20 protein-coding genes and 3 pseudogenes are annotated in these 25,223 nt (G+C 65.1%); 9 read left to right on the top strand and 14 right to left on the bottom strand.

What is annotated here, in order from left to right; all coding sequences use genetic code 11:
* Positions 1-23: 23 nt before the first annotated feature.
* From C5E41_RS02735 to C5E41_RS02730, 3 genes and pseudogenes are all read left to right on the top strand, one after another.
* Positions 24-791: an ABC transporter substrate-binding protein gene (locus tag C5E41_RS02735; RefSeq protein WP_104374272.1), complete on the top strand. Its 768-nt coding sequence runs from the start codon at positions 24-26 to the stop codon at positions 789-791.
* 4 nt (positions 792-795) lie between these two features.
* Positions 796-925: pseudogene (locus tag C5E41_RS33165) on the top strand (IS3 family transposase); the annotation flags it as partial.
* 104 nt (positions 926-1,029) lie between these two features.
* Positions 1,030-1,170 (top strand): annotated as a pseudogene (locus tag C5E41_RS02730) (IS5-like element ISNeu3 family transposase); the annotation flags it as partial.
* Positions 1,171-1,235: 65 nt separating this feature from the next.
* Here the strand turns inward: C5E41_RS02730 and C5E41_RS02725 are convergent.
* Complete coding sequence (locus C5E41_RS02725; RefSeq protein WP_104374504.1) at positions 1,236-1,997, bottom strand: FadR/GntR family transcriptional regulator; 762 nt, start codon at positions 1,995-1,997, stop codon at positions 1,236-1,238.
* Between the two features lie 340 nt (positions 1,998-2,337).
* Between C5E41_RS02725 and C5E41_RS02720 the strand changes: the two genes are divergently transcribed.
* Positions 2,338-3,315 carry an NAD(P)H-dependent flavin oxidoreductase gene (locus C5E41_RS02720; RefSeq protein WP_104374271.1) on the top strand — a complete coding sequence of 326 codons (978 nt, stop codon included), beginning with the start codon at positions 2,338-2,340 and terminating at the stop codon, positions 3,313-3,315.
* Between the two features lie 91 nt (positions 3,316-3,406).
* Here C5E41_RS02720 and C5E41_RS02715 read toward each other — a convergent pair whose 3' ends face one another.
* The 6 genes and pseudogenes from C5E41_RS02715 to C5E41_RS02690 all read right to left on the bottom strand — a co-directional run bounded on the left by C5E41_RS02715 (position 3,407) and on the right by C5E41_RS02690 (position 12,173).
* Positions 3,407-4,168, bottom strand: a complete 762-nt coding sequence (locus C5E41_RS02715; protein ID WP_104374270.1) for an SDR family NAD(P)-dependent oxidoreductase — start codon at positions 4,166-4,168, stop codon at positions 3,407-3,409.
* 152 nt (positions 4,169-4,320) lie between these two features.
* Positions 4,321-5,468 (bottom strand): annotated as a pseudogene (locus C5E41_RS02710) (thiolase family protein).
* A gap of 377 nt (positions 5,469-5,845) precedes the next feature.
* Positions 5,846-7,336, bottom strand: a complete 1,491-nt coding sequence (locus C5E41_RS02705; RefSeq protein WP_104374269.1) for a class I adenylate-forming enzyme family protein — start codon at positions 7,334-7,336, stop codon at positions 5,846-5,848.
* A gap of 606 nt (positions 7,337-7,942) precedes the next feature.
* On the bottom strand, positions 7,943-9,136 hold the full coding sequence (locus tag C5E41_RS02700) for a Cmx/CmrA family chloramphenicol efflux MFS transporter (protein ID WP_104374268.1): 1,194 nt from the start codon (positions 9,134-9,136) through the stop codon (positions 7,943-7,945).
* Between the two features lie 598 nt (positions 9,137-9,734).
* Positions 9,735-11,903 carry an acyl-CoA dehydrogenase gene (locus tag C5E41_RS02695; RefSeq protein ID WP_181063064.1) on the bottom strand — a complete coding sequence of 723 codons (2,169 nt, stop codon included), beginning with the start codon at positions 11,901-11,903 and terminating at the stop codon, positions 9,735-9,737.
* A gap of 3 nt (positions 11,904-11,906) precedes the next feature.
* Positions 11,907-12,173 (bottom strand): hypothetical protein, encoded by a 267-nt coding sequence (locus tag C5E41_RS02690; RefSeq protein WP_146097446.1) that lies wholly within the window; start codon positions 12,171-12,173, stop codon positions 11,907-11,909.
* Positions 12,174-12,667: 494 nt separating this feature from the next.
* Here C5E41_RS02690 and C5E41_RS02685 point away from each other — a divergent pair, with 494 nt between their 5' ends.
* Positions 12,668-13,432: a crotonase/enoyl-CoA hydratase family protein gene (locus C5E41_RS02685; protein ID WP_104374266.1), complete on the top strand. Its 765-nt coding sequence runs from the start codon at positions 12,668-12,670 to the stop codon at positions 13,430-13,432.
* Positions 13,433-13,702: 270 nt separating this feature from the next.
* Here C5E41_RS02685 and C5E41_RS02680 read toward each other — a convergent pair whose 3' ends face one another.
* The 7 genes from C5E41_RS02680 to C5E41_RS02650 all read right to left on the bottom strand — a co-directional run bounded on the left by C5E41_RS02680 (position 13,703) and on the right by C5E41_RS02650 (position 21,311).
* The gene (locus C5E41_RS02680) at positions 13,703-14,878 is read right to left on the bottom strand and encodes an acetyl-CoA hydrolase/transferase C-terminal domain-containing protein (protein ID WP_219823079.1); all 1,176 of its coding nucleotides are present in this window, start codon (positions 14,876-14,878) and stop codon (positions 13,703-13,705) included.
* A 4-nt stretch (positions 14,879-14,882) separates the two neighbouring features.
* Positions 14,883-16,046: an acyl-CoA dehydrogenase family protein gene (locus C5E41_RS02675; protein ID WP_258080690.1), complete on the bottom strand. Its 1,164-nt coding sequence runs from the start codon at positions 16,044-16,046 to the stop codon at positions 14,883-14,885.
* 105 nt (positions 16,047-16,151) lie between these two features.
* Positions 16,152-17,294 (bottom strand): thiolase family protein, encoded by a 1,143-nt coding sequence (locus C5E41_RS02670; protein WP_104374264.1) that lies wholly within the window; start codon positions 17,292-17,294, stop codon positions 16,152-16,154.
* 23 nt (positions 17,295-17,317) lie between these two features.
* Complete coding sequence (locus C5E41_RS02665) at positions 17,318-17,605, bottom strand: Zn-ribbon domain-containing OB-fold protein (RefSeq protein ID WP_439956346.1); 288 nt, start codon at positions 17,603-17,605, stop codon at positions 17,318-17,320.
* Between the two features lie 200 nt (positions 17,606-17,805).
* Positions 17,806-18,942, bottom strand: a complete 1,137-nt coding sequence (locus tag C5E41_RS02660) for an acyl-CoA dehydrogenase family protein (protein WP_258080689.1) — start codon at positions 18,940-18,942, stop codon at positions 17,806-17,808.
* Between the two features lie 96 nt (positions 18,943-19,038).
* The gene (locus tag C5E41_RS02655) at positions 19,039-20,154 is read right to left on the bottom strand and encodes an acyl-CoA dehydrogenase family protein (protein WP_104374261.1); all 1,116 of its coding nucleotides are present in this window, start codon (positions 20,152-20,154) and stop codon (positions 19,039-19,041) included.
* The gene (locus C5E41_RS02650; RefSeq protein WP_258080688.1) at positions 20,151-21,311 is read right to left on the bottom strand and encodes an acyl-CoA dehydrogenase family protein; all 1,161 of its coding nucleotides are present in this window, start codon (positions 21,309-21,311) and stop codon (positions 20,151-20,153) included. The genes C5E41_RS02655 and C5E41_RS02650 overlap by 4 nt, the downstream gene beginning before the upstream one ends.
* Before the next feature lie 207 nt (positions 21,312-21,518).
* Here C5E41_RS02650 and C5E41_RS02645 point away from each other — a divergent pair, with 207 nt between their 5' ends.
* The 4 genes from C5E41_RS02645 (at position 21,519) to C5E41_RS02630 (ending at position 25,143) form a co-directional block, all read left to right on the top strand.
* Positions 21,519-22,160: a TetR/AcrR family transcriptional regulator gene (locus C5E41_RS02645; RefSeq protein ID WP_104374260.1), complete on the top strand. Its 642-nt coding sequence runs from the start codon at positions 21,519-21,521 to the stop codon at positions 22,158-22,160.
* An 84-nt stretch (positions 22,161-22,244) separates the two neighbouring features.
* Positions 22,245-23,045 carry an enoyl-CoA hydratase/isomerase family protein gene (locus C5E41_RS02640; protein ID WP_104374259.1) on the top strand — a complete coding sequence of 267 codons (801 nt, stop codon included), beginning with the start codon at positions 22,245-22,247 and terminating at the stop codon, positions 23,043-23,045.
* Positions 23,042-24,214, top strand: coding sequence for an acyl-CoA dehydrogenase family protein (locus C5E41_RS02635; RefSeq protein WP_104374258.1), 1,173 nt, complete (start codon positions 23,042-23,044; stop codon positions 24,212-24,214). Before C5E41_RS02640 ends, C5E41_RS02635 begins: the two co-directional genes overlap by 4 nt.
* Positions 24,211-25,143, top strand: a complete 933-nt coding sequence (locus tag C5E41_RS02630) for an acyl-CoA dehydrogenase family protein (RefSeq protein ID WP_219823078.1) — start codon at positions 24,211-24,213, stop codon at positions 25,141-25,143. Before C5E41_RS02635 ends, C5E41_RS02630 begins: the two co-directional genes overlap by 4 nt.
* The last annotated feature ends 80 nt before the right edge of the window (positions 25,144-25,223 follow it).

Genomic DNA, 25,223 nt, shown 5'->3' with positions numbered 1-25,223 from the left:
GCGAAGGGCGCCTCCTCGGCGACCTGCGGCGGGAATCCCCCGGACCCGAAGTCTTCGGGTTCGGTAACGGCTCACTTCCCGAAGAGCCCTACCTGATCGCCGAGGCGATCGCCGACCGCGGACTCAAAACTGTCGGTGTGGTGTTCGAGCGGGCCGCACCAGGCTACGGCTACACCGAGTACTTCGCCGACGCGTGTCGCCGGGAGGGCCTGGAGATCGTGCACAGCGAGGGCGTCGGTCAGGTCGACCGCGACATGAGCGTGACAGTGGCCAACCTGATGGCCCGCAAGCCCGACGCGGTGGCCTACTTCGGATTCGGTTTACCCGGGATCGAGATGAATGCCGCGTTCACCGCGGCCGGGTGGAACCCGCCGCGCTACATGTGCACCGCATTCATCCTGTGCTACTGCATCCCCGGGTGGATGCGCGACCTTCGCGGCTGGATCGGCGTGGACCAGTACGACGAGGCGAACCCGGTAACACAGGCCATGCAGGCGCGGTTCGCCGAGCGCTTCGGCTACCGGCAGGACAACTGCGTGCCCACCTTGGCCTACGACTGCGGCCTCGGCCTGGCCACCGGGATCGGCAAAGCCGCCAGCCTGACACCACTGGGGGTCATGCGCGGAATGGAGAAGGTCAAGGCAGTACCGGCGGCCACCGGCGGTCCGGGAACCCGCATCTCATTCGGCAAGTGGAATCGCCGGGCCTGGCACGGCGTGAATTACCTTGTGCTGCGCGAGATCAACGAAGACGCGAGCGGTACCCGGTTGGTCACCCGCTTCCGCGCCTAGTGTCCTGCGCCTGAAGATTGTCACCCGGATCGAACGAACCCTACCACCGACGCCGTCGGCACTCTGCTCTCGGCCGCTTGACGCCGATCGAATACGAGACAATCATGACCCCACCGGCAAGTCGAGCCGCGTGACAGAACCTGTCACCTCCGGGTGCACCAGCATGCTGCCGGAGCCCGGGTCGTGCATGTCGGCGGGAGTCGGATTTTACGGAGATCACGACGAACCGGCTGATCGCGCGATTGGCCGGTCCCGTGGCGGCCTCACCACAAAGATCCACCTGGGCTGCGATGGGGGCGGTCGTCCGGTGTCGATTGTGCTGACCGGCGGCAACATCAATGACTGCACCGCGTTCGTGCGGGTGCTGGCCGACAAAGGTTGTTCCACCCGCGCGACCCGCCTCGGTGCTCCCCGAAGGGGAAAGAGCCGGTCAGGCCCCCCTATTCAGGGAAGTACATCAAGGACCGTTTCCCCGGGATCGCTGATCATGAGCTCGGTGACCTGAGTCAGGTGCCGCCGCCAGAAACTGACTGCCTTATCGGCGTCCTTCGCTCGGATCAGGTCGATGAGCTTGGCATGAGAACGCTGAGCCGCCAGGCATGTCGCCGAGCTTTCCGCCTCGTCTCGGTGCTCCTGCAAAACCTTCTCATTATGGCACTCGAGTATCGAGAACAAGATGTCGAGCATAACCATCGTCGTCTCGTTTCCGGCCAGTTCCGCTAGCAACCGGTGAAACTCGAGATCATGTCGACGTATGTATTCCTCAGGATCATCAAGCAATTGCTCGCCCTCGACCAGCATCGCCTCCAGCCGGCCGAGCCCAGCGGCGGTGCGTTTCCGTGCGACCATCTCGACAGCCGACGCCTCGACCATCATTCGGGCCTCGTAGACGTCCGCCAGCGTTGCGCCCATGTACTGCAACAACGTTCCGACATATCGACCCGCGGTTCCAGCATCGGGGAGCATGACCCGCGCGCCCCCGCGCGCACCACGCCGGACTGTGATGACCCGCTCCGACTCGAGAATGCGAAAGGCTTCGCGAAGCGTCGGACGCGAGATACCGTATCGCTCCATCAAAGCGGCTTCAGAGGGCAGCGCGTCACCAACCTTCAGGGCGCCGGTCACGATTTGGCGACGGACATGCGCCGCGACCATCTCACCGGCCTTGGGTACTCGGACGACGGTCGAATCGGGCATCGCGGTCATACGTCCCCTCCGGTCCATAGAAGCCGTTGCCACATATTATTCGATACCTTCGACCAGCGGGGTCGTGACTGCCGTCGACTGAAGGTTAAATCAATCACCTTATCCTACGGTACGAGTACCGCCGACGAGATCGGAATTCGCCCGATAGGCGAAGCGCGCACAACGCGGTCGAGGTGAAACCAGCCCGACGAACAGCCGGGGGCCGCCGATGTGACGAGTAGCACCTCAGCGGCGACCGCCGAAGGCCATATCCGCGGACGTAACAAACCGCGCTCGATTAAGTACAATAAACTGACTTATTGACGACCTGAGGTCACGAAGAGCGCGAAGAGGTAACACGATGATCAGTACCCGGATCACCGAGATGTTCGGCATCGAGCATCCACTGGTCTGCGGTGGCATGACAGGCTTGGGCACTGCACCACTGATCTCGGCTGTTGCCGAGGCCGGCGCCCTGGGCTTTCTCACTGCGCTCACCCAGCCGAGTCCGGAAGACCTGGCGAAAGAGATCGCCCGGACACGGGAGCTGACAGACCGGCCCTTCGGCGTAAATCTCACGATATTGCCGACGATCGATCCTGTTCCGTATGACGAGTACCGAGCCGCGATCATCGAGTCCGGCGTCACTGTAGTGGAAACCGCAGGGTCGGACCCTGCACCGCACCTGCCGGACTTTCACGCGGCCGGGGTGAAGGTGATCCACAAGGCCACCAGCGTCCGGCACGCCGTCTCGGCCGCTCGCAAAGGCGTCGATGTAATCAGTATCGATGGCTTCGAATGCGCGGGCCACCCCGGAGAAGACGACGTCCCAGGCCTGATCCTCATTCCGGCCGCGGTCGCCCGACTCGATATTCCGGTGATAGCCTCCGGCGGTATCGCAAATGGCGCCGGGCTGGCCGCCGCACTCGCGCTGGGTGCCGACGGCGTAAATATGGGGACTCGCTTCATGGCGACCACGGAGGCGCCCATCCACAACAACGTCAAACAGCAGATTGTCGCCAATACCGAGCGCGACACACTGCTCGTCTTCCGCGAGTTCCGGAACTCGGCACGCGTGGCCCGCAACAGCATCTCCGAGCAGATCGCAGAGATTTCGAAGCGGCCGGGTGCCACCTTCTCCGATGTCGCCGCCCTCGCTTCCGGCGCACGTGGTCGCGCCAACGTCCTCGGCGCGGGCGACATAGAAGGCGGCCTGTGGTGGGCGAGCATGGCCCAGGGGCTGATCCACGAGATCGCCGATTGCGCCGATGTGGTCGCCACGATCATCGATGATGCCACGAAGATCATCACCGAACGCTTGCCGGCGCTGGTCAACTGACGAGACTTACCCGAACGCGGACTCGCCCGCGTCGTTCACCTCATTGAAGGTCTGCGACGCGGGCGAGTCCGTCAGCACTCGGCGGAACTGTTTACCGCGGGGTGAAACGCTGAGCACCGTCGATACGGATAGTCTCACCGTTGAGGTAAGGGTTCGTGAGAATGTGCTGCACAAGCGCTGCGTATTCCTCCGGTTTACCCAATCGCTGCGGGTTCGGGATATTCGCCGCGAAGGCTTTGAGGGCTTCCTCACCGACGGATTCCATGATCGGCGTTCGCATGGTGCCCGGCGCGACCGTGCACACCCGGATCCCGAGCGGCCCCAGATCGCGGGCCGCAACCAGAGTCATTCCCACTACACCCGCCTTGGCGGCGGAATACGCGATCTGGCCGATCTGCCCCTCGAAGGCAGCGATGCTGGCCGTCATAACCACCGCACCACGCTGCCCGTCGCTGTCGGGCTCGTTCTGCGCGATGGCGGCAGACGCCAACCGGAGCACGTTGTAGCTGCCCGTGAGGTAAAGATCGACCGTCTTGGTGAACGGCTCGAGCGTCGCCGGAGCACCACCACGACCAACGACCTTTTCCGGCTTTCCGTAACCGCCATGGGCGACGACGGCGTGCCGGAAAGTGCCCATCTGACGGGCGACATCGATCGCGGCCTGGACACTCGCCTCATCAGTCACATCGGTACGCACATACCGAGCCTTGGCCCCGAGTTCGCCGGCCAGTTTTTCGGCGCGATCGTCGGACAGGTCCGCGATCACCACCGCTCCGCCGTCTTCCACGATCCGCCGCACCGTGGCCTCTCCGAGACCACCCGCACCACCGGTTACCAGGGCAACATCACTCATCGAACCATCTCTCCTCTACAGGACCAATAATTTAGCTAATTATGACATATCGCTCGGGGAGCCTGGACGGCGATCCCAGTACAAGGTCGGCAAGCTGGTGGGATCCACGACAGCGCGTCGAGCACCCGACTCAGCCTCGCATCCAGTTGGTATCACCCCAGTAGTTCCACAATGGTCGCGTTCGCCTGACCGCCGCCCTCACACATCGTCTGCAATCCGTACCGAATACCGTTGTCACGCATATGATGCAGCAGGGTAGTCATCAGCCGTGCACCGCTGCCACCCAGGGGGTGCCCTAGAGCGATGGCACCGCCGTTCGGATTGAGCGCTTTCGGGTCGGCGCCGGTTTCGGCCAGCCAGGCCATCGGCACGGGCGCGAAAGCCTCGTTCACCTCGAAGGCGCCGATGTCATCGATACGCAAACCGCTCCGCTCCAACGCCTTCTTCGTCGCAGGAATAGGCGCGGTCAACATGATCACCGGGTCGTCACCCGCCAGCACGGCGGTATGCACTCTAGCCAGCGGCTTCAGGCCGAGTTGCCTGGCCTTCTCACTGGTGGTCACCAACAGCGCTGCCGCACCGTCGCTGATCTGCGAAGCATGACCCGCAGTAATAACACCATCGGGTTTGAACGCGGTTTTGAGGTTGCCCAAGGTCTCGACCGAACCGCCACGGCGGACACCCTCGTCCGCCGTCACCTTAGTGCCGTCGGCCGCGGTGATCGGCACCAACTGCTGATCGAATCGACCCTCGTCCTGCGCGGCCGCCGCCTTCTCATGAGAAGCGAGGCTGAACTCGTCGACCTGGGCACGCGAGAAGTTCCACCGCTCCGCGATCATCTCGGCGCCCGTGCCTTGATTCGGCTGGATACCGTCGTACCGCGCCAGAAACGCGGAGCTGTAAGGCGACCCGGCAGCGACCGAGGTCCCCATCGGCACCCGACTCATCGACTCGACACCGCCGGCGATCGCGATGTCTATTGACCCGAGATGACGCCCGCCGCCGCGAAATGCAGCGCCTGTTGCGACGAGCCGCACTGGCGATCCACAGTCACTCCCGGAACCGATTCGGGCCACCCCGCGGCGAGGACCGCGTTCCTGGCGATATCCAGAGCCTGCTCCCCTACTTGGCCAACGCATCCCCACACCACATCGTCGACAAGCGCCGAGTCCACCCCGGTCCGCTCGGCAACAGCCTGCAACACCCGGGCAGACAGGTCCACAGGATGGATTCCGGACAGACCGCCGTTTCGCTTTCCCACCGGAGTCCGAACGGCCTCCACGATCACCGCATCACGCATTCCACTCGCCTCCTGTGCCGGATCGTTGCGATCCCTCTGCCGCGTTACGGAAGGCTAACGTGCGACAGCATTAAGATATATGATTGAACTATTTTTCATGGACTGAACCGCACATGCGGCTGATCGACGCAGAAGATCCACGAATCGGTGTCGGCCACGGCGCCTGGCACCAGTTCACCCAGCACGACGCCCGCCCGTCGGCTCCGCCGAAGTCGGGTCGGCCGCCGGCCGGTGGCGGCCGCGCGCTCTGTCACGGTTAAATCCTCGACAGATCAGGGCGCCTGTGCAAGAGGGGCTGCTCCGACTGTCGCAGGAGCGAAGGCGGGACAAGCAATGCCCCTGGGATAAACGAGTTCCCAGGGGCATTGCGCAGTAGATCAGACCGTGCGGGTCTGGAACCGGCTGACCACCTCACGGCGGAGCAGCTTGCCAGTCTCCGTGCGCGGGAGTTCGTCCCAAACGGCGATGTCGTCCGGGGTCTTGCTGCTGCGGAGGGCGGCACGCACGAAGCCCCGCAACTCTTCACGGTCCGGGTCCTTCGCGCCGCGTGGTACGACGGCAGCCACAATCCGTTGGCCCCATTCTTCATCCGGAACGCCGATTACGGCTGCGTCGGCCACGGCAGGATGCCGCAGGAGCACTTCTTCGATTTCCGCGGGCGCAATGTTCTCCGCGCCCCGGATGATGGTGTCGTCACGGCGACCACCGACGTACAGGTAGCCGTCCGCATCGAGATATCCTTCGTCGCGGGTATCGAAGTACCCGTCCTCGTCGACCAGTCGGCCGTGCCCGTCGTATTCAGCGGACACTTGGGGACCCCTGACGCAGATCCGTCCGCGTTCACCAGGCGGAAGCGCCTCTCCATTCTCGCCTCGAATGACGATCTCGACACCCGGCACCGGGCGGCCGACCGACGAGAGCCGCTCACGCAACTCTGGTGATGTGCCACTCAGTGCCGCGCGGTGATCGTCGGGGCCCAGAACGCAAATCGTCGAGCTGGTTTCGGTGAGGCCGTAGGCGTTGACGAAGTCCACCGATGGCCAGGTTTCCAGCGCGCGACTGATGACGGTCAGAGGCATCGGAGCGCCGCCGTACGCCAGCGTTCGCAGCGACGGCACCGACTTGTCGGCGTCGGAATCGATAATCCGGGCGAGCATGGTCGGCACGACGAGTGCGTTCGTGATCTCTTCCGTCCTCACCAGTTCCAGCCACTGACTCGGCTGGAACTGTTCCAGAACGACCAGCCGCCGTCCCGCGTACAGATTGGTAATGACATTTGCGACCGCCGCGATGTGGTAGGGCGGCACGCTTACCAAAGAAGCATCCGCAGGATCTGCCGTGCCGAACTCGACGGAGCCGATGACGTAGGACGTCAGATTCTCGTGCCGCAGCAAGACACCCTTGGGGGCGGAGGTGGTTCCCGAAGTGTAAATGATGACCGCGGGGCCATCGGTGTCGATGAACTCCTCGTTTGCCTCGGAGCCCACGGCGGTCCGCTTCAGCCACTCATCGGTTGTCACCACGTGCTCCGAATGCCGGGCGACGGCCGGATGCGCGCTCGGATCTGCGATCACATAGGCGTTTTCGTGCTTGGCGAGTAGTCCGTCGAGTTGCTCGGCGCCGAGGCGGAAGTTCAGGGGCACCAGCGGAACCCCGGCATAAGCCGCAGCGAACATCGCGACGGGAAAGGCCGGTCCATTCACGGCGAGGTAGACGACGGCCCCCGCGCCGGAGCGCCGGATCTCGGCTGCGCCGCTGATTGCCGCCGCCCTGAGGGCCGCCGCCGAAAAACCGCCTGCGCGGCGGCCGATTACCACGCGATCGCCGAAACCGTCGGCAGCCATCTCCAACAGCATCGTCAGGTTCATCAAAACTCCTCATGCAGCGGTAATCACGACCATACGGCAGGGTTAGTATAGGGTAAATAATATTACTATTCAAGCTGGTCTGTTCAGTTGTTCCCCGTGGCGGGTCTCCTGCGCGCATCCGCGAGGTCGCGTCGGCATGCGCACGCGATCAATACCCTGTTTGCACCCTTCTAGGTCGGCGATCGCGTCGCCTGCACTGTACGGAAGCCGCCGGGTCGGCTCGGCCCTTCCGGCGGGGTCGAAAGCTGGAAGCTGGGGTGAACCGACGGCATGGACGTCCTGCTGGATCGCTGGGATCTTTTGGCGAATTACAGCAGATCTGATCAATCCGGACACAGATCGCGGCTGCCAGGCTGAACAGCACACACCGTGACGCACACAGCGACGATATGGGACCAGCCCGGTGCTCGAGGGCTAACGCGTACCCCGCGCGGGCCTCTAGTTGTATGAGGCCGTGACGTTCGTGACGCCGGTGGGTAGGCGGCTGGCTGGCGGCCGAATCTTTCGCCCGGTAACAAGACCCGTTGTCCGATGGCAACCGTGTAAGTCCAGCGATCCTGGCACCGCTGGACCAGTCGTCGCCGCCCTTCCACCGACAACGGAGCGCTAGCGTGCATCGGCGCGCACCTGCTCGACCGGGCTTGTGCCGCGCCGACGCTTGCCGATCGCCGCGACCCCCACCGCCGCGGTGGTGAAGGCGGCGCTGCACCACAGTGCCGTGGTCGGGTGATCGGTGCGGTCGACCAGCAGACCGGCGATGACGGGGCCGACAATGGCACCGACGTTGAGGGCAGTGGTCGCCAACGCGCCCGCTATCCGCGTAGCAATCGGTGTGGCGGTCTGCACGATCGTCGCGATCAGGGTCGAACCCACGCCGAACGCGACCGCGCCTGCCACCATCGACATAACCATCACCCAGATCAGCGAGTGCGCGGTCACAGCAGCCGCGAGCCAGACTCCGACCAGTACGACGGTTCCAGCCACGATGATCCGCCGCCGGTGGTGGTCGTTGTAGCGACCGGCGACTGTCACACCGAGAAACGAGCCGACACCGAACAGGGCCAGCACCACCGGAACCCACCGACCACCCCCGGCGATGCTGGTCGTGATGGTGCCGAGATAGGTGAATCCGGCGAAGGTTGCGGCGTTGACCAGGACCCCGGCCGCAACGGCGGTCAGAACCGGCCGGTGCCACAACACCAACCATTCGCGGCGCATCGAGGGTGCTTGCTCGTCCGGTGCATCACCCTCACGCACGTCGCGACCGAGCATCACCCACACCGGCACAAGCGCTGCTGCGCTGATGACGGCGACGGCCCAGAACGCCGAACGCCAACCCCAGAGGTATCCCAGCAGCGTGCCTGCCGGGACACCGGCGATGCAGGCCACCGTCACCCCGGACACCACCACCGAGGTCGCGCGCCCGATCCTCGCCGGGTCGACCAACCTTGGCAATGCGGCCAGCGCGACCGCTAGGAAACCGGCATTGGCGACCGCCGCGACACCGCGTGTCACCAGCAGTACCGCAAACCCGGTTGCCGAGGCCCCGACGACATGAGCGGCGCAGAACACCGCCAGGAACGCTGTGACCGAGTACCTGACGGGCAACCGGCCCGCCGCCACCGCCATGGCCGGCGCGCCCAGCACCATGCCAGCCGCGAACAGCGAGATCAATAAACCCGCAGTGCCGAGCGAAACGCCGACATCAACCGCGATCCGTTCCAGCAGTCCCGAGACCATGAATTCGGATGTGCCCTGCGCGAAAACCGCAACAGCCAGCACGAACACCACAATGGGCATTAGAAAGTACTCCCCGGATACAGGGCACCGCAGCCAAACTCACGGCACCCGGGATGAGTTGCAGAATCGGGCGAACCATCACCCGACTGCAAGGAATCGACATCACCCGGCGCTGCGAGGTGCCCAAACCGCACCGATCGCTCAGCGACCGGCGCGGAAACACACTCACAACGCCGCCCAGCCCACAGGCCGAGCGGCTACCGTCTGGACGCCTCCGGAGAACTCACCCTGCCACCCTAACAACCCACCGGCATCAAACCGAAGCAACGACTACAACGTCATGACCCGCAACATCTAGTCGAACAAGAAGAGAGTAGGCGCCGATATCCATTCACGGGCGCGATGTCCTGGCCCTGCCTCTGTCTCTCGCGAAGACGACAGTGTCCGCGGCTGATGTCATCTCATCCGCGAACACGCCGGCAATCAACTCGACCAATCGCTGCCGACCGGGACGCGGCTGCCCACGACCCCGCTCCTGATCGGCCTCGGGATGGTGGCGTTCGGTCTTTGCGGCGGCGCCCGCCCGAATCCCGCTGCTTGTATCGGTGGCTGAGCAGCCACCGATACAAGCAGAGAACCCGAAAGACGCCACTCCTCACTATTTGCTGAGCGCAGGTTCCCGGGGAAGGCCCAGAATCCGCTCAGCGATGAGATTTCTGATGATTTCGCTGGTGCCGCCGGCGATTGTCAGGCAGCGGCTGTAGAGAAAGTCGTGGGCGAGCTTCGCTTCGCCGCCCGTCAGGACCGCCGGACCTGCCAGACGCAGAGCAAGCTCGGTGACGCGCTGCTGATGTTCGGCTCCATACAGCTTCGCCAGGTTGCCTTCGATACCCGGTCCAGTGGCGAACACGGCCCGCGCCGTCTGCCGCAGGTTCACGGCGGCAAGGGCGTTTTCCTCGACCAGCAGTTCACCGACCGCCCTCGCATATCCCCGGTCGTCCGGGCGGTATTCGGTGAGGAGGGGCAGCAGATCAACGGCGGTCAGCGTCGTCGATCCGGAGCCGATGGTCACCCGCTCGTTACCGAAGGTGGCCATCACCACCTTCCAGCCGGCATTCGGCTGGCCCACAACGTCCTCGTCAGGGACGAACACGTTCTCGAAAAACACCTCGTTGAACAGCGCCTCACCGGTGAGTTCTTTGAGCGGGCGAATTTCGACTCCCGTGGCCGCCATGTCCACGACCATGGCGGTAATCCCTTGATGCTTGGGCGCATTCGCGTCGGTGCGCACAGTGATCAAGCCCCGGTTGCTCTCTCGCGCGTTACTGGTCCACACCTTTTGGCCAGTGATCGACCATCCGCCGTCGACACGAACCGCCTTGGTCGACACGGCCGCCGCATCCGAACCCGCGCCTGGTTCGCTGAAAAGCTGGCACCACCGTAATTCCCCCTCGAGGCTGCGCCACACCCAACGTTCGATCTGTTCGGGGGTCCCGTGCTGAAGCAGGGTGGGCACGACCCACTCGCCCAGGCCGAGGCTCGGCCGGTCCAGTCCTACCAACTCTTCCTCGATCACCAGCTGTTCGGCGGGGTCCGCTCCGCGACCGAAAGGCTTCGGCCAGTGCGGCTGCAAAAATCCGCTTCTCGCCCACAAATTGCGCTGTTCGGACTGTTCGGCCCGCTCGAGCTGAGATCGGAACTCGCGCGCCGCATGACGGTACTGCTCAGCTTCGGCGGGCAGATCCAACTCATGGACGGGCCGGGCTCCGGCCAGTTGCCGGCCTGCGACCGCGTCGTACAGGGTTTCCTGTCCACCCAGAATCGTATGCAGGACCGCGGCCCGGTGGACATAGAGATGCGCGTCGTGTTCCCAGGTGTAGGCGATACCGCCGTGCACCTGGATGTTCTCGAGCGCGACCCGCTGGTAGGCGGTCAGGCTGTGGCCGGCGGCCAGCGCCGCGGACAGATCGGCCCGCTCGCCGGAAACCCGCGCAGCATCCCAGGTGACGGCCGCTGCCAGCTCGGCATCTATGAGCATATTGGCGCAGTGGTGCTTGACCGCCTGGAACGAACCGATAGCCCGACCGAATTGCTTGCGGACAGTTGCATACCCGGTCGCCATCTCGGTGCACGCCGCCAATCCGCCGACGGCCTCCGCGCTGGCGAGCAGCCGCAGCAGACGCGTGCACGCGGCCGCCGCGCCGGAAAAAGTATCGACCACCGTCACGGAGTCCAGCTCGATTACCGTCACTGCGGTCATCAGCCGATCAACCGAATCGTTACGCCGGGTCGTGATCCCAGCACCGGCTTCCAGCAGTATCAAGTCGTCGCCGACCGGAAGGAGGATCACGTCGGAGTCCGGTTCCCCCAGAGCTGCGATCGAACCGGCTGATACCCTCCCCCCTGCCAGCGTCCGCCCTTCCAGGGTTGCAGCCGCCGCCGGCGCGATGGCGGCTACCATCTCACCGCTCACCAGTTTCGGAAGCCACCGCGCCCGCTGTTCGTCACTACCCGCCTCGGCAATCACGGCCGACGCGGCGACGGTGGACAGGAACGGCCCGGCGATCGCGAACCGGCCCATTTGCTCGCAGACGACGACCAGTTCGGGCAACCCGTAGCCCTGGCCCCCGAACCGCTCGTCGATATGCAGGCCGAGCCACCCCGTGGAAACAATCTCTTTCCACAGCGCGTCGTCTTCCCACCAGCGGGATTCGCTCGGCGGATCGAGAAGGATTCGGCGCGCAGCGGCGGTACCGCCCCGGCTCTCTATCAGACTTCCGGCGACATCCGCGAGGTCGCGGTGTTCACTCGTCAACGCGATTGCCATTGTTCACGCCTCCCTGGCGAGCAATTGTGAAGCGGCCGGGCGCTCGCCTGTGGGGCGCCATACGGAGAATGGGATCGCGGACAGGTCGAGCGGATCACTCAGCCTGCGCGAGCCCACGCGGGCAACGGGTTCGCGCACGCCGTCGGCGGCATCCGACTCGATCTCGCACGCGGCCGTATACCGGCGCGCCGAGTGCCGGACATCCGGCAAGTCCGCCCGCTCATCCCCTTCGACCTCGTTCGATAGAGCGAGGATCGAACTGTTGCACACGAGCCGCAAATATAGCATAACTATCTACCTAAATGATCCATTGTATCGTGGCACTCCGGACACCCACCGGCAGCTTCGGTCACCCACATCCCCCGATGAACCTCGAGGCGTTCGGCCCGATCTTCGAGGGACGCCTCCAGCTCGCCCCGGCGGCGCGGTTCAGCCGTTCGGGTCCGCGCTCCCCGGGGGCTGCTTGACCGGTGACCACACCGAGGCGATTTCGACCGAACCGGAGTACAGCCAGGCGATCATGCCACAATGGCGCGATACCGGGATCAATCGCCCGGTCGCGAAACGGCGAAGATGTAGGTCTCGGCGCCCCGGCCCCAGCGCCCCTCGCCCCACACGAGGCGCGAAGGAGGGACGGCGTACCGGGCCCTGCCCCGCGGCGGATACCGGCGCGGCCCACCGATAAATTAGTCATATAATTGAGTGTAAAGTTTTGGATATTCGCCCGTCGGATACGCCAAAACTCACGAGAGAGAGACCTTTCCATGTCTGAGCCAGTGTTGGTCGAAGAACGCGACCGCATCCAGATCATCACGATAAATCGGCCCGACGCACGCAACGCCATCGACGCGGCGGTGGCCAAGGCTGTCGCCGCCGCCGTCGACGAACTCGACGCTCGCAAAGATCTGTCGATCGGCATCCTCACGGGCGCGGGCGGCACATTCTCCGCCGGGATGGATCTGAAAGCTTTTCTGCGCGGCGAGGATCCGACACTGCCCGGCCGAGGACTCGCAGGCATAGCCGAGGCGCCGCCGCGCAAACCGATGATCGCCGCCGTCGAAGGCTATGCCCTGGCCGGGGGCTGCGAACTGATGCTGGCCTGCGATCTCGTTGTCGCGGCCGAGAACGCGAAATTCGGCTTGCCCGAGGTCAAACGCGGACTGGTCGCCGGCGCGGGCGGCCTCCTGCGTCTGCCGCGACGGATCCCCCAGCAACTCGCCATGGAATACGCGCTGACCGGCGATTTCTTCACTGCCGCCGAGGCGCATCGTTTCGGCTTGATCAACCGGCTCACCGAGGCGGGCCAAGCCCTCGAGGCCGCCGTCGAACTGGCTGAGAAGATTACCGCGAACGCACCGTTGGCTGTCGCCGCCACCAAGGAGATCGTCGCCAGATCCGCAGACTGGACCAGTGATATCGCCTTCGCCCGGCAGTCGGAAATCATGAGCCCGGTATTCGCCTCCGCCGACGCCCGCGAAGGCGCCCAGGCATTCGCCGAGAAGCGCAGCCCAGTCTGGCGCGGCGAATAGATAGAAAGCGGCCGACGGAAGGTTGAAGCTGGGTGCGGAACCGATCGGTTCCGCACCCAGCGCCGTTCGCACCGGCTTGGGTCAGCTGCCAACACAGGGGAAGCGCCGGTCGGCCGATCACGGAATACCGGCGGCCCAGCCCAGTCTCCACGGACTCCATCCGTACACCGACCGCGGCTGATAACGCGACGAGAAGTCCGGTGCGGAACCGAGTTCGCACCGGACTTCTCGTTCTTTCTGCTGGTTCTTCCGGGTAACAGTGGGCGGAGTTCAGCTCTCTCGCACCCCGGCCGGGCCCCAGGCCGCCACCAAGGCGTCGGCACGTTCGGACCGATCGAGCCCACGCAGGTCGGCGACGCCATGCTCGGTGACGATGACGTCGACATCATGGGCTGGTGTGCTCACCGGCCGCGAGAGCCGCCGCACCAGCGTCGATCGCCCGCGATGCGTGGTCGTCACCGCGACGATACTGAGCCCGCCCACGGAACGGGCAGCGGCGGCCGCATAATCCGGGTGTCCGCCGATTCCTCCGACGATCGCCTTCTCCGTGCCCTCGACGTTCACCTGGCCGTCGATATCCACCTCCACCGCCGTGTTGACCGCGAACAGGGGCGAGGCGCTCAATCGCCCGGGGTCGTGCGTGATCTCGACCGGATGGAGCAACGCGCGTCCGTCGGCCCAGGCGCGCAAACGTGGACCGCCCGCCAGATAGGTGGTGATCGGAGTATCGAGCAATAGGCCGCGCGCATCGAGATCCACGACGGAGTCGGGCAGCAGGCCCGAATCGAGCAGCACTGGCACGGTCAGCTCGCGCAGCACAGTAGCACCGAGTGCGCCCGGCCCAACCTGCAAGCGGGCGCCGGCCGGAATGTACCTCAGCAGGCGCTGGACCATCAGCTCGATTTCCGCTGAAGCGGGCTGGTCCGGCATATCCAACGGCGTGTCGTCCGTCTCGCCGACCACATACAACCGATCCCGCGGCAGCACCGGACCGGTGGCGCAGGACGGCGCGCCTCGCGACACGACGGCCGCGATGCGCGCGCCCGCTGCGACCGCGCTGTGCTGCCAGGAGATTTCGTTGCCGAACCGGAATCCTTCCGGGGTCTGCACGACGGACGCAAGGAGCACATCGGGACGGAGCGGCCCGTGGAGTAGCGCGGGAGTACTCGACAGCCTGACCGGAATCGACCGCACCCACCCAGCGGCGACAGGCGTACGTAATCCCCAGCCCGGCATGAAGGTTCGAGCATCCGCGAAGACCGACGCGTCCAGTTCCGGATCTTCCTCCGGAACCCACCCGAGAACCAGCCGCAGATCTCCGAGTTCGGCCGCCACTGTGGTCAGCTCGCGCGACAGCACCCGTGGTGCGCCGAACCCGTCCCCGACGGCGACGGTGTCACCGGGGCCGATGAGCGACGCGAGCGTCCTCGAAATCGTCTGCGCCACAGCCTCATCCGTCTTTCTTTACTGGTTCCCGGGGGAGTCCGAGCACGCGTTCCGCGAGGATGTTGCGCTGAATTTCGCTCGTTCCTCCCAGAATTGTCTGAGCACGTGCCACCAGCATCTTGTGCACCAATTCGTTGTCCCCGAAACCCGATGTCACATCGAGCCCCAGCACATCGACGGCAAGGTCGCCGAGATCGCGGTGGGTTTCCGAGCTCATCACCTTCAGCACCGAGAAAGTCGGCGAGTCCAGCGAGGAGTCGTCGTATACGGCGCGCAACCAGGTCGCACGCAACAGCCAGATCCGAGTCCACATCGAGACGAACTCGTCGGTCAGCAACGGGGTGACCCGGTCGCGCTCGACCGCGGCCGCGATCATCGCCTCCAAATCGGAGAACATCGACACCGATTGCGACCCGAGGGATAGACGTTCGGTGCCCAGAGTCGCCGTGGCAACCGCCCAGCCCTGCCCGACCTCTCCGAGCCGGTACTCGTCCGGCAGCCGAACACCGGCGAAGAACACCTCGTTGAACTTGCTTTCGTCGTCCATCTGCCGGATGGGCCGCACCTCGATCCCAGGCAGGTCCATGGGCACGATGAACGCGGTCAGCCCGCGGTGGCGCTCCGACCCGGTTCGCGCGATCAGCAGGCCGTAGTCTGCGGCGGCTGCCGCGCTGGTCCAAATTTTCTGCCCGTCGATCACCCAGCCGTCGTCGTGCGTGACAGCTCGAGTACGCAACGAGGCCAGGTCCGAACCGGCCTCCGGCTCGGAGAACAGCTGGCACCAGAGGTGGTCGCCGAGCCGAATGGGTTCGAGGTACCGGGCCCGCTGGGCGTCGGTCCCGTATTTCATGATTACCGGGGCGGCCAGATTGGTGCCGACGATGCCGAGCTGTTTTGGTACGCCGGCTCTGGCGGTCTCCTCCGCAAACACGGCCTGCTCCATGATGGACGCGTTCCGGCCACCGTATTCGACCGGCCAGTGCAGGCACGAATACCCCGCGTCGGCGAGCAGACGCTGCCAGGCCCGCCCTGCGGGCACGTCCTCGACGGTAGGGGTGGGACCGTAGTCCCGCAATCCCTCCGGCCGGGGCACCGACTCGAGCCAGGCCCGTAATTCAGCACGGAATCGCGCCGGATCGGCCGCCTCCTGCGCACCTGATCGTGTCACATTCACTCCTCATCGATTCTCGATGTATTGCTGCCCGCGGTACGGACTCCGGCCTGGACGACCCGACCGCATGAAGGAACGAAACGCGGCCGGGTCTTCAGCTCGCTATCGCGAGAGGATGGTGACGCCCGCGGTCCCCGGAGAGCCATACAGTTGGGCGTAACCCACTCGCGCATTTCCCGGCACCTGACGGTCTCCGGCCCGGCCGCGCAACTGAGTGACCAGTTCGTAGATCTGGCGCAGCCCCGACGCGCCGACCGGCTCGCCGTTCGCGAGCAGACCGCCGTCGGTGTTCACCGGGATGCGCCCACCGATCTCGGTTGCCCCCTCGGCGAGCAACTTCTCCTGCTCACCGTCTTTGCAGAACCCGTTCTCGGCCATATGGATGATCTCCGAGCCGGCGTCGGTGTCCTGCAACTGCGCGATATCGACGTCCTCGGGACCCAGACCGGCTTGTTCGTAGGCGGCCAGGGAGGCGTCCACCGTCGGGCTCGGCACCGAGTCCATCGGCAGTGACGGGGCCAGCAGTTCGAACGCACCCAACCGGCGGCTGCGCAGTGCCGACGCCCGGATGTAGACCGGGGTCTCGGTGTACTTGCGGGCTTGATCCGCACGGCAGACGATGGCCGCGGCCGCACCCTCGTCCGGCGAGCAGTACATGTACTGCGTCAGCGGATAATTGAGAATCTGAGATTCGAGAATCTGATCCTCGGAGATGGGCTTGCGCCGCCACGCGTTCGGATTGGCCGCCCCATTCCGGAACGCCTTCGCCGCGGCCCGGGCCAGCGTCCGGTCGCTGATGCCGTGATCGTGCATGTAGCGGTTGATTTTCATACCGAAGAAATGCGTGGTCAGGAAGAGGCCCGCTTCGCCATACCAGCCCGGCAGACCAGCAACCGACGGATCGGCGGCGAACGCGCCGCGGGGGTGCTTGTCCAAGCCGATGGCGATCGCCAGATCGTGCTCACCGCTGGCCACCGCATTCGCCGCCATCGCGAGTGACGTTGCGCCGGTGGCACACCCGTTCAGCACTGCGCGGGCTGGAATACCGGTCAACCCGAGCAGGCCGACCACGGCCTCGGGATTGGTTATCTCCATGCTGCCGGCGAAGGCGGTTCCGATGTCCTTCCACTCCACACCGGCATCCGCCAGGGCCGCACGTACCGCATCGGCACCCATTTCCAGAGCCGACTTTCCTTCATAACGACCGAACGGGTGCAGGCCGATGCCTACGATCGCGACGTCCATTGAATACTCCTCGAGAATGGTTCTCAGCCCACCGGCCGAAATGCGTAGATCATCGTCTGCGAGCCGTCCCCGGCAGTGCCGAAAGGAACGACGGCCAGTTCCATCTCCTGGCCGATCGAGAGCTTCTCGGGATCCGGTTCGGTAAGCCGGGCCTCGACCATCAGTTCACCGCCCAATTCGACATACCCGACCGTGAAGGGTTCGAAGGTCTCCGCGGTGTCGCTACCGGCGTACGGGGGCGACGGCGGACGAAAACGCTGCGTCGTGAAAGTCCACAGCGTGCCACGGCGCGGCAGTTCGTGGGTTTCCATCGTTCCCGAGTAGCAGCGGAGGCACCGCTGCTTCTTCGGGAACTCCACGAACCCGCACTCAACGCATTTGCCGGCGAGCAGAACCGGATTCTCCGACGGCCATGTGAATAGGCCTTCGGCAAGCGGAACCTGATTATGGGGCATGGCAGTCGCCCTCCTTTCGAGGGTTTCGAGAACGCCGAAACCCGAACTGTTGCGGATCAACTGACAAGTCGTCCGTTACCGGACAGCTCTGGCACTCGACGAGCAAGTACCGACCGGTGGTGGGCCGGCGAACCGAATTGGACTTCGCTGCTCTTGGCGCGCTTGTAGAACAATTGCGCCGGATGTTCCCAGGTGAAGCCGATCCCCCCGTGGATTTGGATGTTCTCCGTCGCGCATGTGCTGTATGCGGTGGAACACACGCTCTTGGCGAGGGCCGCCAGCATGTCCTTGTCGGGATCATCGGCATCAATGGCGTCGGCCGCGAAACGTGCCGCCGACCGCGCGGCTTCGACAGCAACAAGCATATCTGCGCATTTGTGCTTGACAGCTTGAAACGATCCGATAGGGCGACCGAACTGGTGCCGTGTCGACGCATAGTCGACCGCCATTTCCAGGACGCACTCGGCCCCACCGACCTGTTCCGCGGCCAGCGCCACTGCGGCTCGGTCGAGGACGCGCCGCAGAACCGCCCACCCTTCGTCCGCACCTACGAGCAACCGGGCGGGGGTATGGTCGAACTCCACCGTGGCTTGGCGCCGGGTCGGGTCCAGCACGTTCTCCGGCGTACGCTGCACGGTGCCGCCGTCCACCAGGAATAGGCCGACCCCGTCGGGCAATCGGGCCGCGACCACGAGCACGTCGGCCGTCACACCGTCGAGCACGTGGCGTTTGCGGCCGGTCAGCCGATATCCGTCAGCGTGGGACTGCGCGGCCAGCTGAATCGAGTTTTCGGACCAACCTTCGCGATCCTCGGTGACTGCGAGCGTGCCGACAGTCTGCCCAGTAGCGATACCGGGCAGCCATTCCCGGCAAGCGTCGACGTCGCGGGCCTCCATCAAGGCACCGGCGAACAGCACAACACTGCTGAAAAACGGCCCACACAGCAGCGCGCGCCCCATCTCCTCGAGCACTACGCACAGATCGACGAACCCTGCGCCGATACCGCCGTACTCCTCCGGAATCGCCAACCCGTGCAGGCCGATCTGTTCGGCCATGACACGCGCCAGCTCTTTGTCGACCCCCTCCTGGCTCTCCATCGTCCGACGCAGATCAGCCTCGGAAGCTCTGTCCTGCAACAGTTTCCGGACCGTAGCAGCGAGCTCCTGCTGCTCCGCGGTGCGTACGCCGTACACCCGGGTTCCTCCTTCGCTGGATGAATCGTTTGCTCGAATCGGCCAACGGCGGCCGCAGATCTGGGTCGATGGGCCTGGTCTGGGCATCCTCCGTGGTCACGCCTCGCCAGCCACTTCGAGCCGGTGACCAACCGAGCGCGCACCGTCGCCTCGGGAAGCGATTTCGGCACCGCCGTCGGTGATCAGTGGCCACAGCTGGTGAGGTGCTCCCGCGAGGACTTCGGCACCGATATCACCGGCCCAGCGAGTGGCGGTGCCGTACTCCCTGGTCCACGACCACAACCGCCGAGTCCAATGGTTGAGCGAATACTCCTGGGTGGCACCCATAGCACCGTGCGCCTGGTGCGCTGCCGCGGAAGCGATGCGGACAGCGTCATCGGCCAAGGTTTTCGCCGACCAGATCTCGAACCGTCCATCGCCGCGCGCTGCTTCGCGCGCCGCGATATCTGCGGCGACCGATATCGAGGCGGACTGCTGCGCGAGGTGCACCAGGTGCTCCTGTACCGCCTGGAATCGGCCGATCGGCCGGCCGAACTGTTTGCGCTCGCCGGTATAGCGGAGCGTGATCTCCAGAATCCGCTCGACGGCGCCGGCGATCAGCACGACCCGAGTCAGCGCACCTCGCAATTCGAATGCCGCGCGATCGATTCCATCGGGAAGGGCCGAGAATTCCACTGGCGCGATCCCATCGAGATGCACCGTGTCCCGCGGCTCACCGGCGAGATTGCGTCGCGGCTCGACACGGACCGTGTCAGGCGCGACGACCGCGACCGCCCAGCGGTCCTTGTCCGGTACCAGTGCAACGATCCGGTGCGCATCCCGCGCCCAAGGCACGCGATGCACCACACCGGATAGGGTCGAACCGTTCCACTTCAGGTCGTCGGTGCGGTATCCCGGCACGACAGTGGCCGGGCCCTCGCCCACGGAAAGTCCGGCCTCGGCGAGCAGCCATCCGGCGAGGATCCCGGTCTCTGCCAGCGGAAGCGGGACCGCATGGCGGCCGGCCACACGCAGCACCGTCAGTGCGTCGGCGAGGGAACCGCCCTGACCGCCGGAATTCTCCGGCACCGAGATCCACGGCAGGCCTGCCTCCGCAACAGCCTTCCATGCGGCGGCCGGCCAACCGTCGTGTTCGGCGGCTACCAGGGTCTGTTCGGTGCACGTAGCGGCGAAAATCGATGCCGCGACCTCGCTCAGCAATTCCTCGCTCATCGCGTCATTCCTTTCGCAACCACGGACCGCAGGATCTCGCTGGTGCCACCGCGGATAGTGAATACCGGGCGGGTCAGTAACGCAGCGGCCAGCAAGCGTTCGAAGCGCGACGGAGAGTCGGTGACCGGTTCGGTGTCGACGAGATCGAGCAGCATCGTCACCAGATCCTGCTCGAAACGCGTGCCCATCTCCTTGAGCAGCGCAGCTTGCAGGACTGGAGACTCACCGGCGTCCATCGCACGCGCCAAGCTGAGCGACATGTTGTGCAGGACCCACCATTGGGCAGTCATACGTCCGAGCGCGATACGTGCCGCCGTTGCATCGCTCCCCGGGAAGCCTTCCTCCAGCAGCGCCGTCAGCACCGGATAGGTCGACAGGAACCGGTCCGGCCCCCCTCGTTCGAAGGCCAACTCCGCGGTGGTCTGCCGCCAACCCTGGCCGGTCTCCCCGAGAACCAGCTCGTCGGGCACGAAGACATCGTCGAAGACGATGTCGTTGAATTCGGCGCTGCCGTCGAGCAACCGGATCGGATCGATACGCAAGCCCGGCGACGTCAGATCGACCAGAAATTGCGTCAGTCCGGCATGAGGGTCGCCCTCGTCACTCGTTCGGCACAACGCGATCATCCACTGATTGCGGTGTGCGCCGGTTGTCCAGACCTTGCGTCCGGCGAGCAGCCATCCCCCGTCGGTCTTCACCGCCCTCGTTCGCACCGCAGCGAGATCACTACCAGCGTCCGGCTCACTGAGGCCGATCGAAAAGCCCAGTTCGCCTCGGCAGATTCCGGGCAGGAACCGCTCCTTCTGCTCGGGGGTCCCGAACTTTTCGATGACGGCGCCACTCTGCCGGTCGGCCACCCAGTGGTGCCCGATAGGCGCGCCGCGGACCAGCAGTTCCTCGGTCACGATGAATCGATCCACCGCGCTGCGCTCAGAGCCGCCGTATTCCTTCGGCAGCGCCATGCCCAGCCAACCACGCTCACCGAGTTTGCGGGAGAAGTCGCGATCGGCCCCAGCATCCATCCCGAGCCCCGGCTCGAATCCGGTGTCGGCCAGCTCCGCCTCGAGGAACTCGCGCACTTCGCGCTGCAGCGACCTCTCCTCCGGCGTGAGTTCGGTCGCGCCGAAACGCACACCCGAACCACGATCGTCTGCCATCCGCACTCCAGTCTCCGCGTATGCGTGAGCAGTCACGCCGACCTAGTCCGCACACGATCAGAACATTACGATCAATAATCTATCTAATTATGACCTAGAATCCAAGGGCCTCGGCATCGGGCACCCCAAGTTGACAATGGTGTCCAGATTCGGCGCGTCGCGCGCATCTCACCGACGGGGATCCGCATCTCCTACACTGGTCCCACCATGGAAGATTCCGACGCGACACCACTCGACACCCGCGATACCTCCCCCGACGCGACGATCGGTGAGGACAAACTGGGCGCGCGCGCGATCCGCACCCGCAACGCCATCCTCGAGGCATCCAAGCAACTGTTCCTCGAACGCGGATACGCCGGGACCCGCATCAACAACATCACTGATGCGTGCGGGATCTCACGAGCCGGCTTCTACACGTACTTTCGCGACAAGCGCGAGATCTTCGACGTCTTGGGTGAGACGACCTACCGCGAACTGCTGGACCTGGTTGCGGAATGGGATGCAGTACCCAACCCTGCGCCCCGCGCGGATGTCGAACGCTGGGTACGAGCATATTTCCATTTCATGGATCGCCACGGCGCTTTCGCCATGTCGGCTCACTCAGGTCCTGACGACGAGGATGTGCGCGCGGCGACCACCCGGATGCAGACGCGGGTGATCTGGCTGCTCGGAACCGCACTGCGCAACCGCCAGAACCGGCCGACCGACGCGCCCGAGGCCCTCGGCCTGACCGTGCAAGCGATGCTCGAGCGGTCATGGTTCCTCGTCCATGCGAGCCGTCTCCCAGTCTCACCCTCCGACGTCATCAGCGCGGCGACCGATTCCATCATGGCTTCCCTGACAAGCTGAGCCCGTGCAAACCGCCATACTTGACAGATTCGTCAGACGGCGTTGTGATGAATCTCGACAAGAGATCCATCGTGAGGGAGAGCCATGCACAATCCGTTCGAGCCCGAGCTGCTGATCGAATCCAGAGCGGAGGTCAGGCTCGTCACCCTGAATCGGCCGGATGCGCTCAACGCCACGAACGAGGCGCTTCACGACGCACTGATCGCGGTATGGCGGCACTTGAGCAGAGATCCCGAGGCTCGAGCTGTGGTGCTGACCGGTGCTGGCCGCGCCTTCAGCGCGGGCGGCGATTTCGAACATTTCGTCGAACTGTGGGACGACCGCGCCACGCGGCGCAAGGAAATCGACTCTGCAGGGCACCTGCTCCACGCAATGCTCGACTGTCCGCTGCCGGTGGTCGCCGCGGTCAACGGCGCCGCCGTGGGCTTGGGCTGCAACCTCGCGGTCTGCAGCGATATCGTCCTGATGGCCGAGAGTGCGTTCATGGCGGACCCCCACGTCGGTGTCGGACTCACGGCTGCCGATGGCGGTGCACCGATCTGGCCGTTGCTCATGGGCATGCTGCAGGCCAAGGAATACCTGCTCACCAGCGAGCGCATTCCGGCGTTGCGGGCAGTCGAACTGGGGCTCGCCAGTCGGGTCGTGCCGGACGACGAACTGCTCGACGAGGCACTGCGGGTCGCGAACAAGCTGGCCGCGCAACCGCCGCACGCACTCCAGAGCACCAAGCGGGCGCTGAACATGCATATGAAGCGGGCTGTCGCGGGCGTGCTCGAGTACGCGCTCGCCGAGGAATACGCATCCTTCGATACGTCCGAACACCAGGAACTGGTGCGCGCCTTCCTCGACCGGTCGCGCAAACGCGCCGCGGCGGAACAGTCGTGACCGGCGCCTTCGCCGGGGACCTGGCCGCCTACCGCTCAGGGCTGCGCGACTTCCTCGCGAGTGCCGAACTATCAGAATGGCGCTCCCGGCACTATTCGACCACCGAGGAGCAGATCGCCCACCACGCCCTGCTGATCGGCGAACTGCACCGCGGCGGCTGGAGCCGCTACGGCTGGCCGGTCGAAGCTGGGGGCTTGGGTGGAGACGAACGCCACCGAGCTGTGCTCTACGACGAGCTTGCCGCGGCGGGATTACCCGTTCCGACACCATATCTGCTGCTCGAAACCCTCGGCCCCCCGATGGTCAAGTTCGCGCCGGCGCTCGCCGCGGAGTACCTGCCGAGCTATCTGCGTGGCGACGAATGGTGGGGTCAGGGCTTCTCCGAACCCGAGGCGGGGAGCGACCTCGCGTCACTGCGCTGCCGGGCCCGCCGCGACGGCGACAACTACGTCGTCGACGGACAGAAGATCTGGACCAGCCACGGCGCGACGGCGACCAGACTGGTATGCCTGGTGCGCACAGGAACCCCGGAATCGCGGCACCGCGGGCTCTCGATGATCATGATCGATGCAGACACCCCCGGTGTGTCGCGGCGACCGATCTCCCTGGCGAGCGGCGACAACGAACTGGCGGAGATCTTCTTCGACAATGTCGTTGTGCCCACGTCCCGGCTGATCGGCGCCGAGGGCCAGGGGTGGGCGGTCGCGATGCATCTCTTGCAATACGAACGCGCGATGTATGCGTGGATGTCCGCTGCGGACGCGTCTCGCCGACTGCGAGAGTTGTGCACGCAGCTCGACAGTCGAGTCGAGAACGGCGGGCGGCTTCCCGGCGATGCCCTGGCACGGCTCGGCGACTGCCATGCCCAGCTCGTCACCCTGCGCGCCCGTAGCGCAGCTACCGTGCGCAAACTCGCCTCCGGCGACACTGTCGGGCCCGAGGCCAGCGTGGACAAGGTACTGCTGGCTGGTGCGGAGATCGCGCTGTACGACCTGAGCCGGGATCTACTCGGCCCGGACTTCCTGTTCGCCCGCACCGACGAGGCCGAGGAATGGCGCAGCGAGTGGTGGTACAGCCGCTCGGCCACGATCCTCGGCGGCTCCTCCGAGATCCAGCGAACCATCCTCGCCGACCACGTGCTCGGCCTGCCCAAGGAGGCCGCTCGATGACCATGGCGCCTTCCGGCCTCGATGCCGAAGCGATCGAACTGCTGTCCGGCACCCTGCGCGGGGTCTTCGCCGACCGGACCAAACACCAGGACCTCGAGGCCGCACTCGCTGAATTGGGCTGGGAGGACGTCGTTTCGACCGATCCCGCCACGGCGATCGACCTGCTGTTCAGCGAACACGGGCGAGCACTGGCGACATCGCGCCTGTTGGACAGCGTGGTGCTCGACGTGCTGGCGCCGGCGTTATCCGTTGCCGGGACGAAACGTGCGGTTCTCTACTGCTCCTCGGGTATTGCCCTCGCTCTTGGTTCCTCGGATGGGGTCGGCGAACTCGTCGCCATCGATGGTGCTGGGACCGTACGGTTGTTCCCCGCCGAAACGGTCGATCTCGAACCGGTACGCGGGTTCGATGACGATTCTCCGTGGTTCCGGGCTTCGAATCTGCCTGATACAGGGGAGGTTTCGGTGGGCGAGGTCGGCACGACGGCCGTCGCCGCTGCTCGGCGTGCACTCTGCGCCGAAATCATCGGTGCCTGCGCCACAGTGCTCGACCTGGCCACTGCCCATACGAGCACCCGGGTCCAGTACGGCCGCCCCCTGGCGACTTTCCAAGCTGTCCGGCACCGGCTCGCGGAATCCTACGTCGCCATCGAGGGCGCACGCGCCGCACTGCGGCTCGCCTGGGACGAAGGAAGCGAATCCGCCGCCCTACTGGCGAAGTTACGGGCGGGTCGCGCCCAAGCCGAGGTTATGCGGCACGTTGTGCAGGTATTCGGCGCCATGGGCCTCACGCGCGAGCACGACGCGCACCGCTACGTCACCCGTACCGCAGTGCTCGACCAACTACTCGGAAGCCACACGGACCTTGCCGAGGAGATCGGCGCGGCGCTGCTGAAAGGCGCCGCCCACACCCCGCCGATCACGCTCTGAGATCCCCAACCACAAACACCCCCGGCTATTTCGGCGAGCCGGGGGTGTTCTGCATATGCGCCGCAGATATCCCCACGCGC

Source organism: Nocardia nova, assembly GCF_002933465.1.
Taxonomy (GTDB): Bacteria; Actinomycetota; Actinomycetes; order Mycobacteriales; family Mycobacteriaceae; genus Nocardia; species Nocardia nova_B.
The sequence above is the reverse complement of the archived record's forward strand: the minus strand, read 5'-3'. Positions and strand labels throughout refer to the sequence as shown.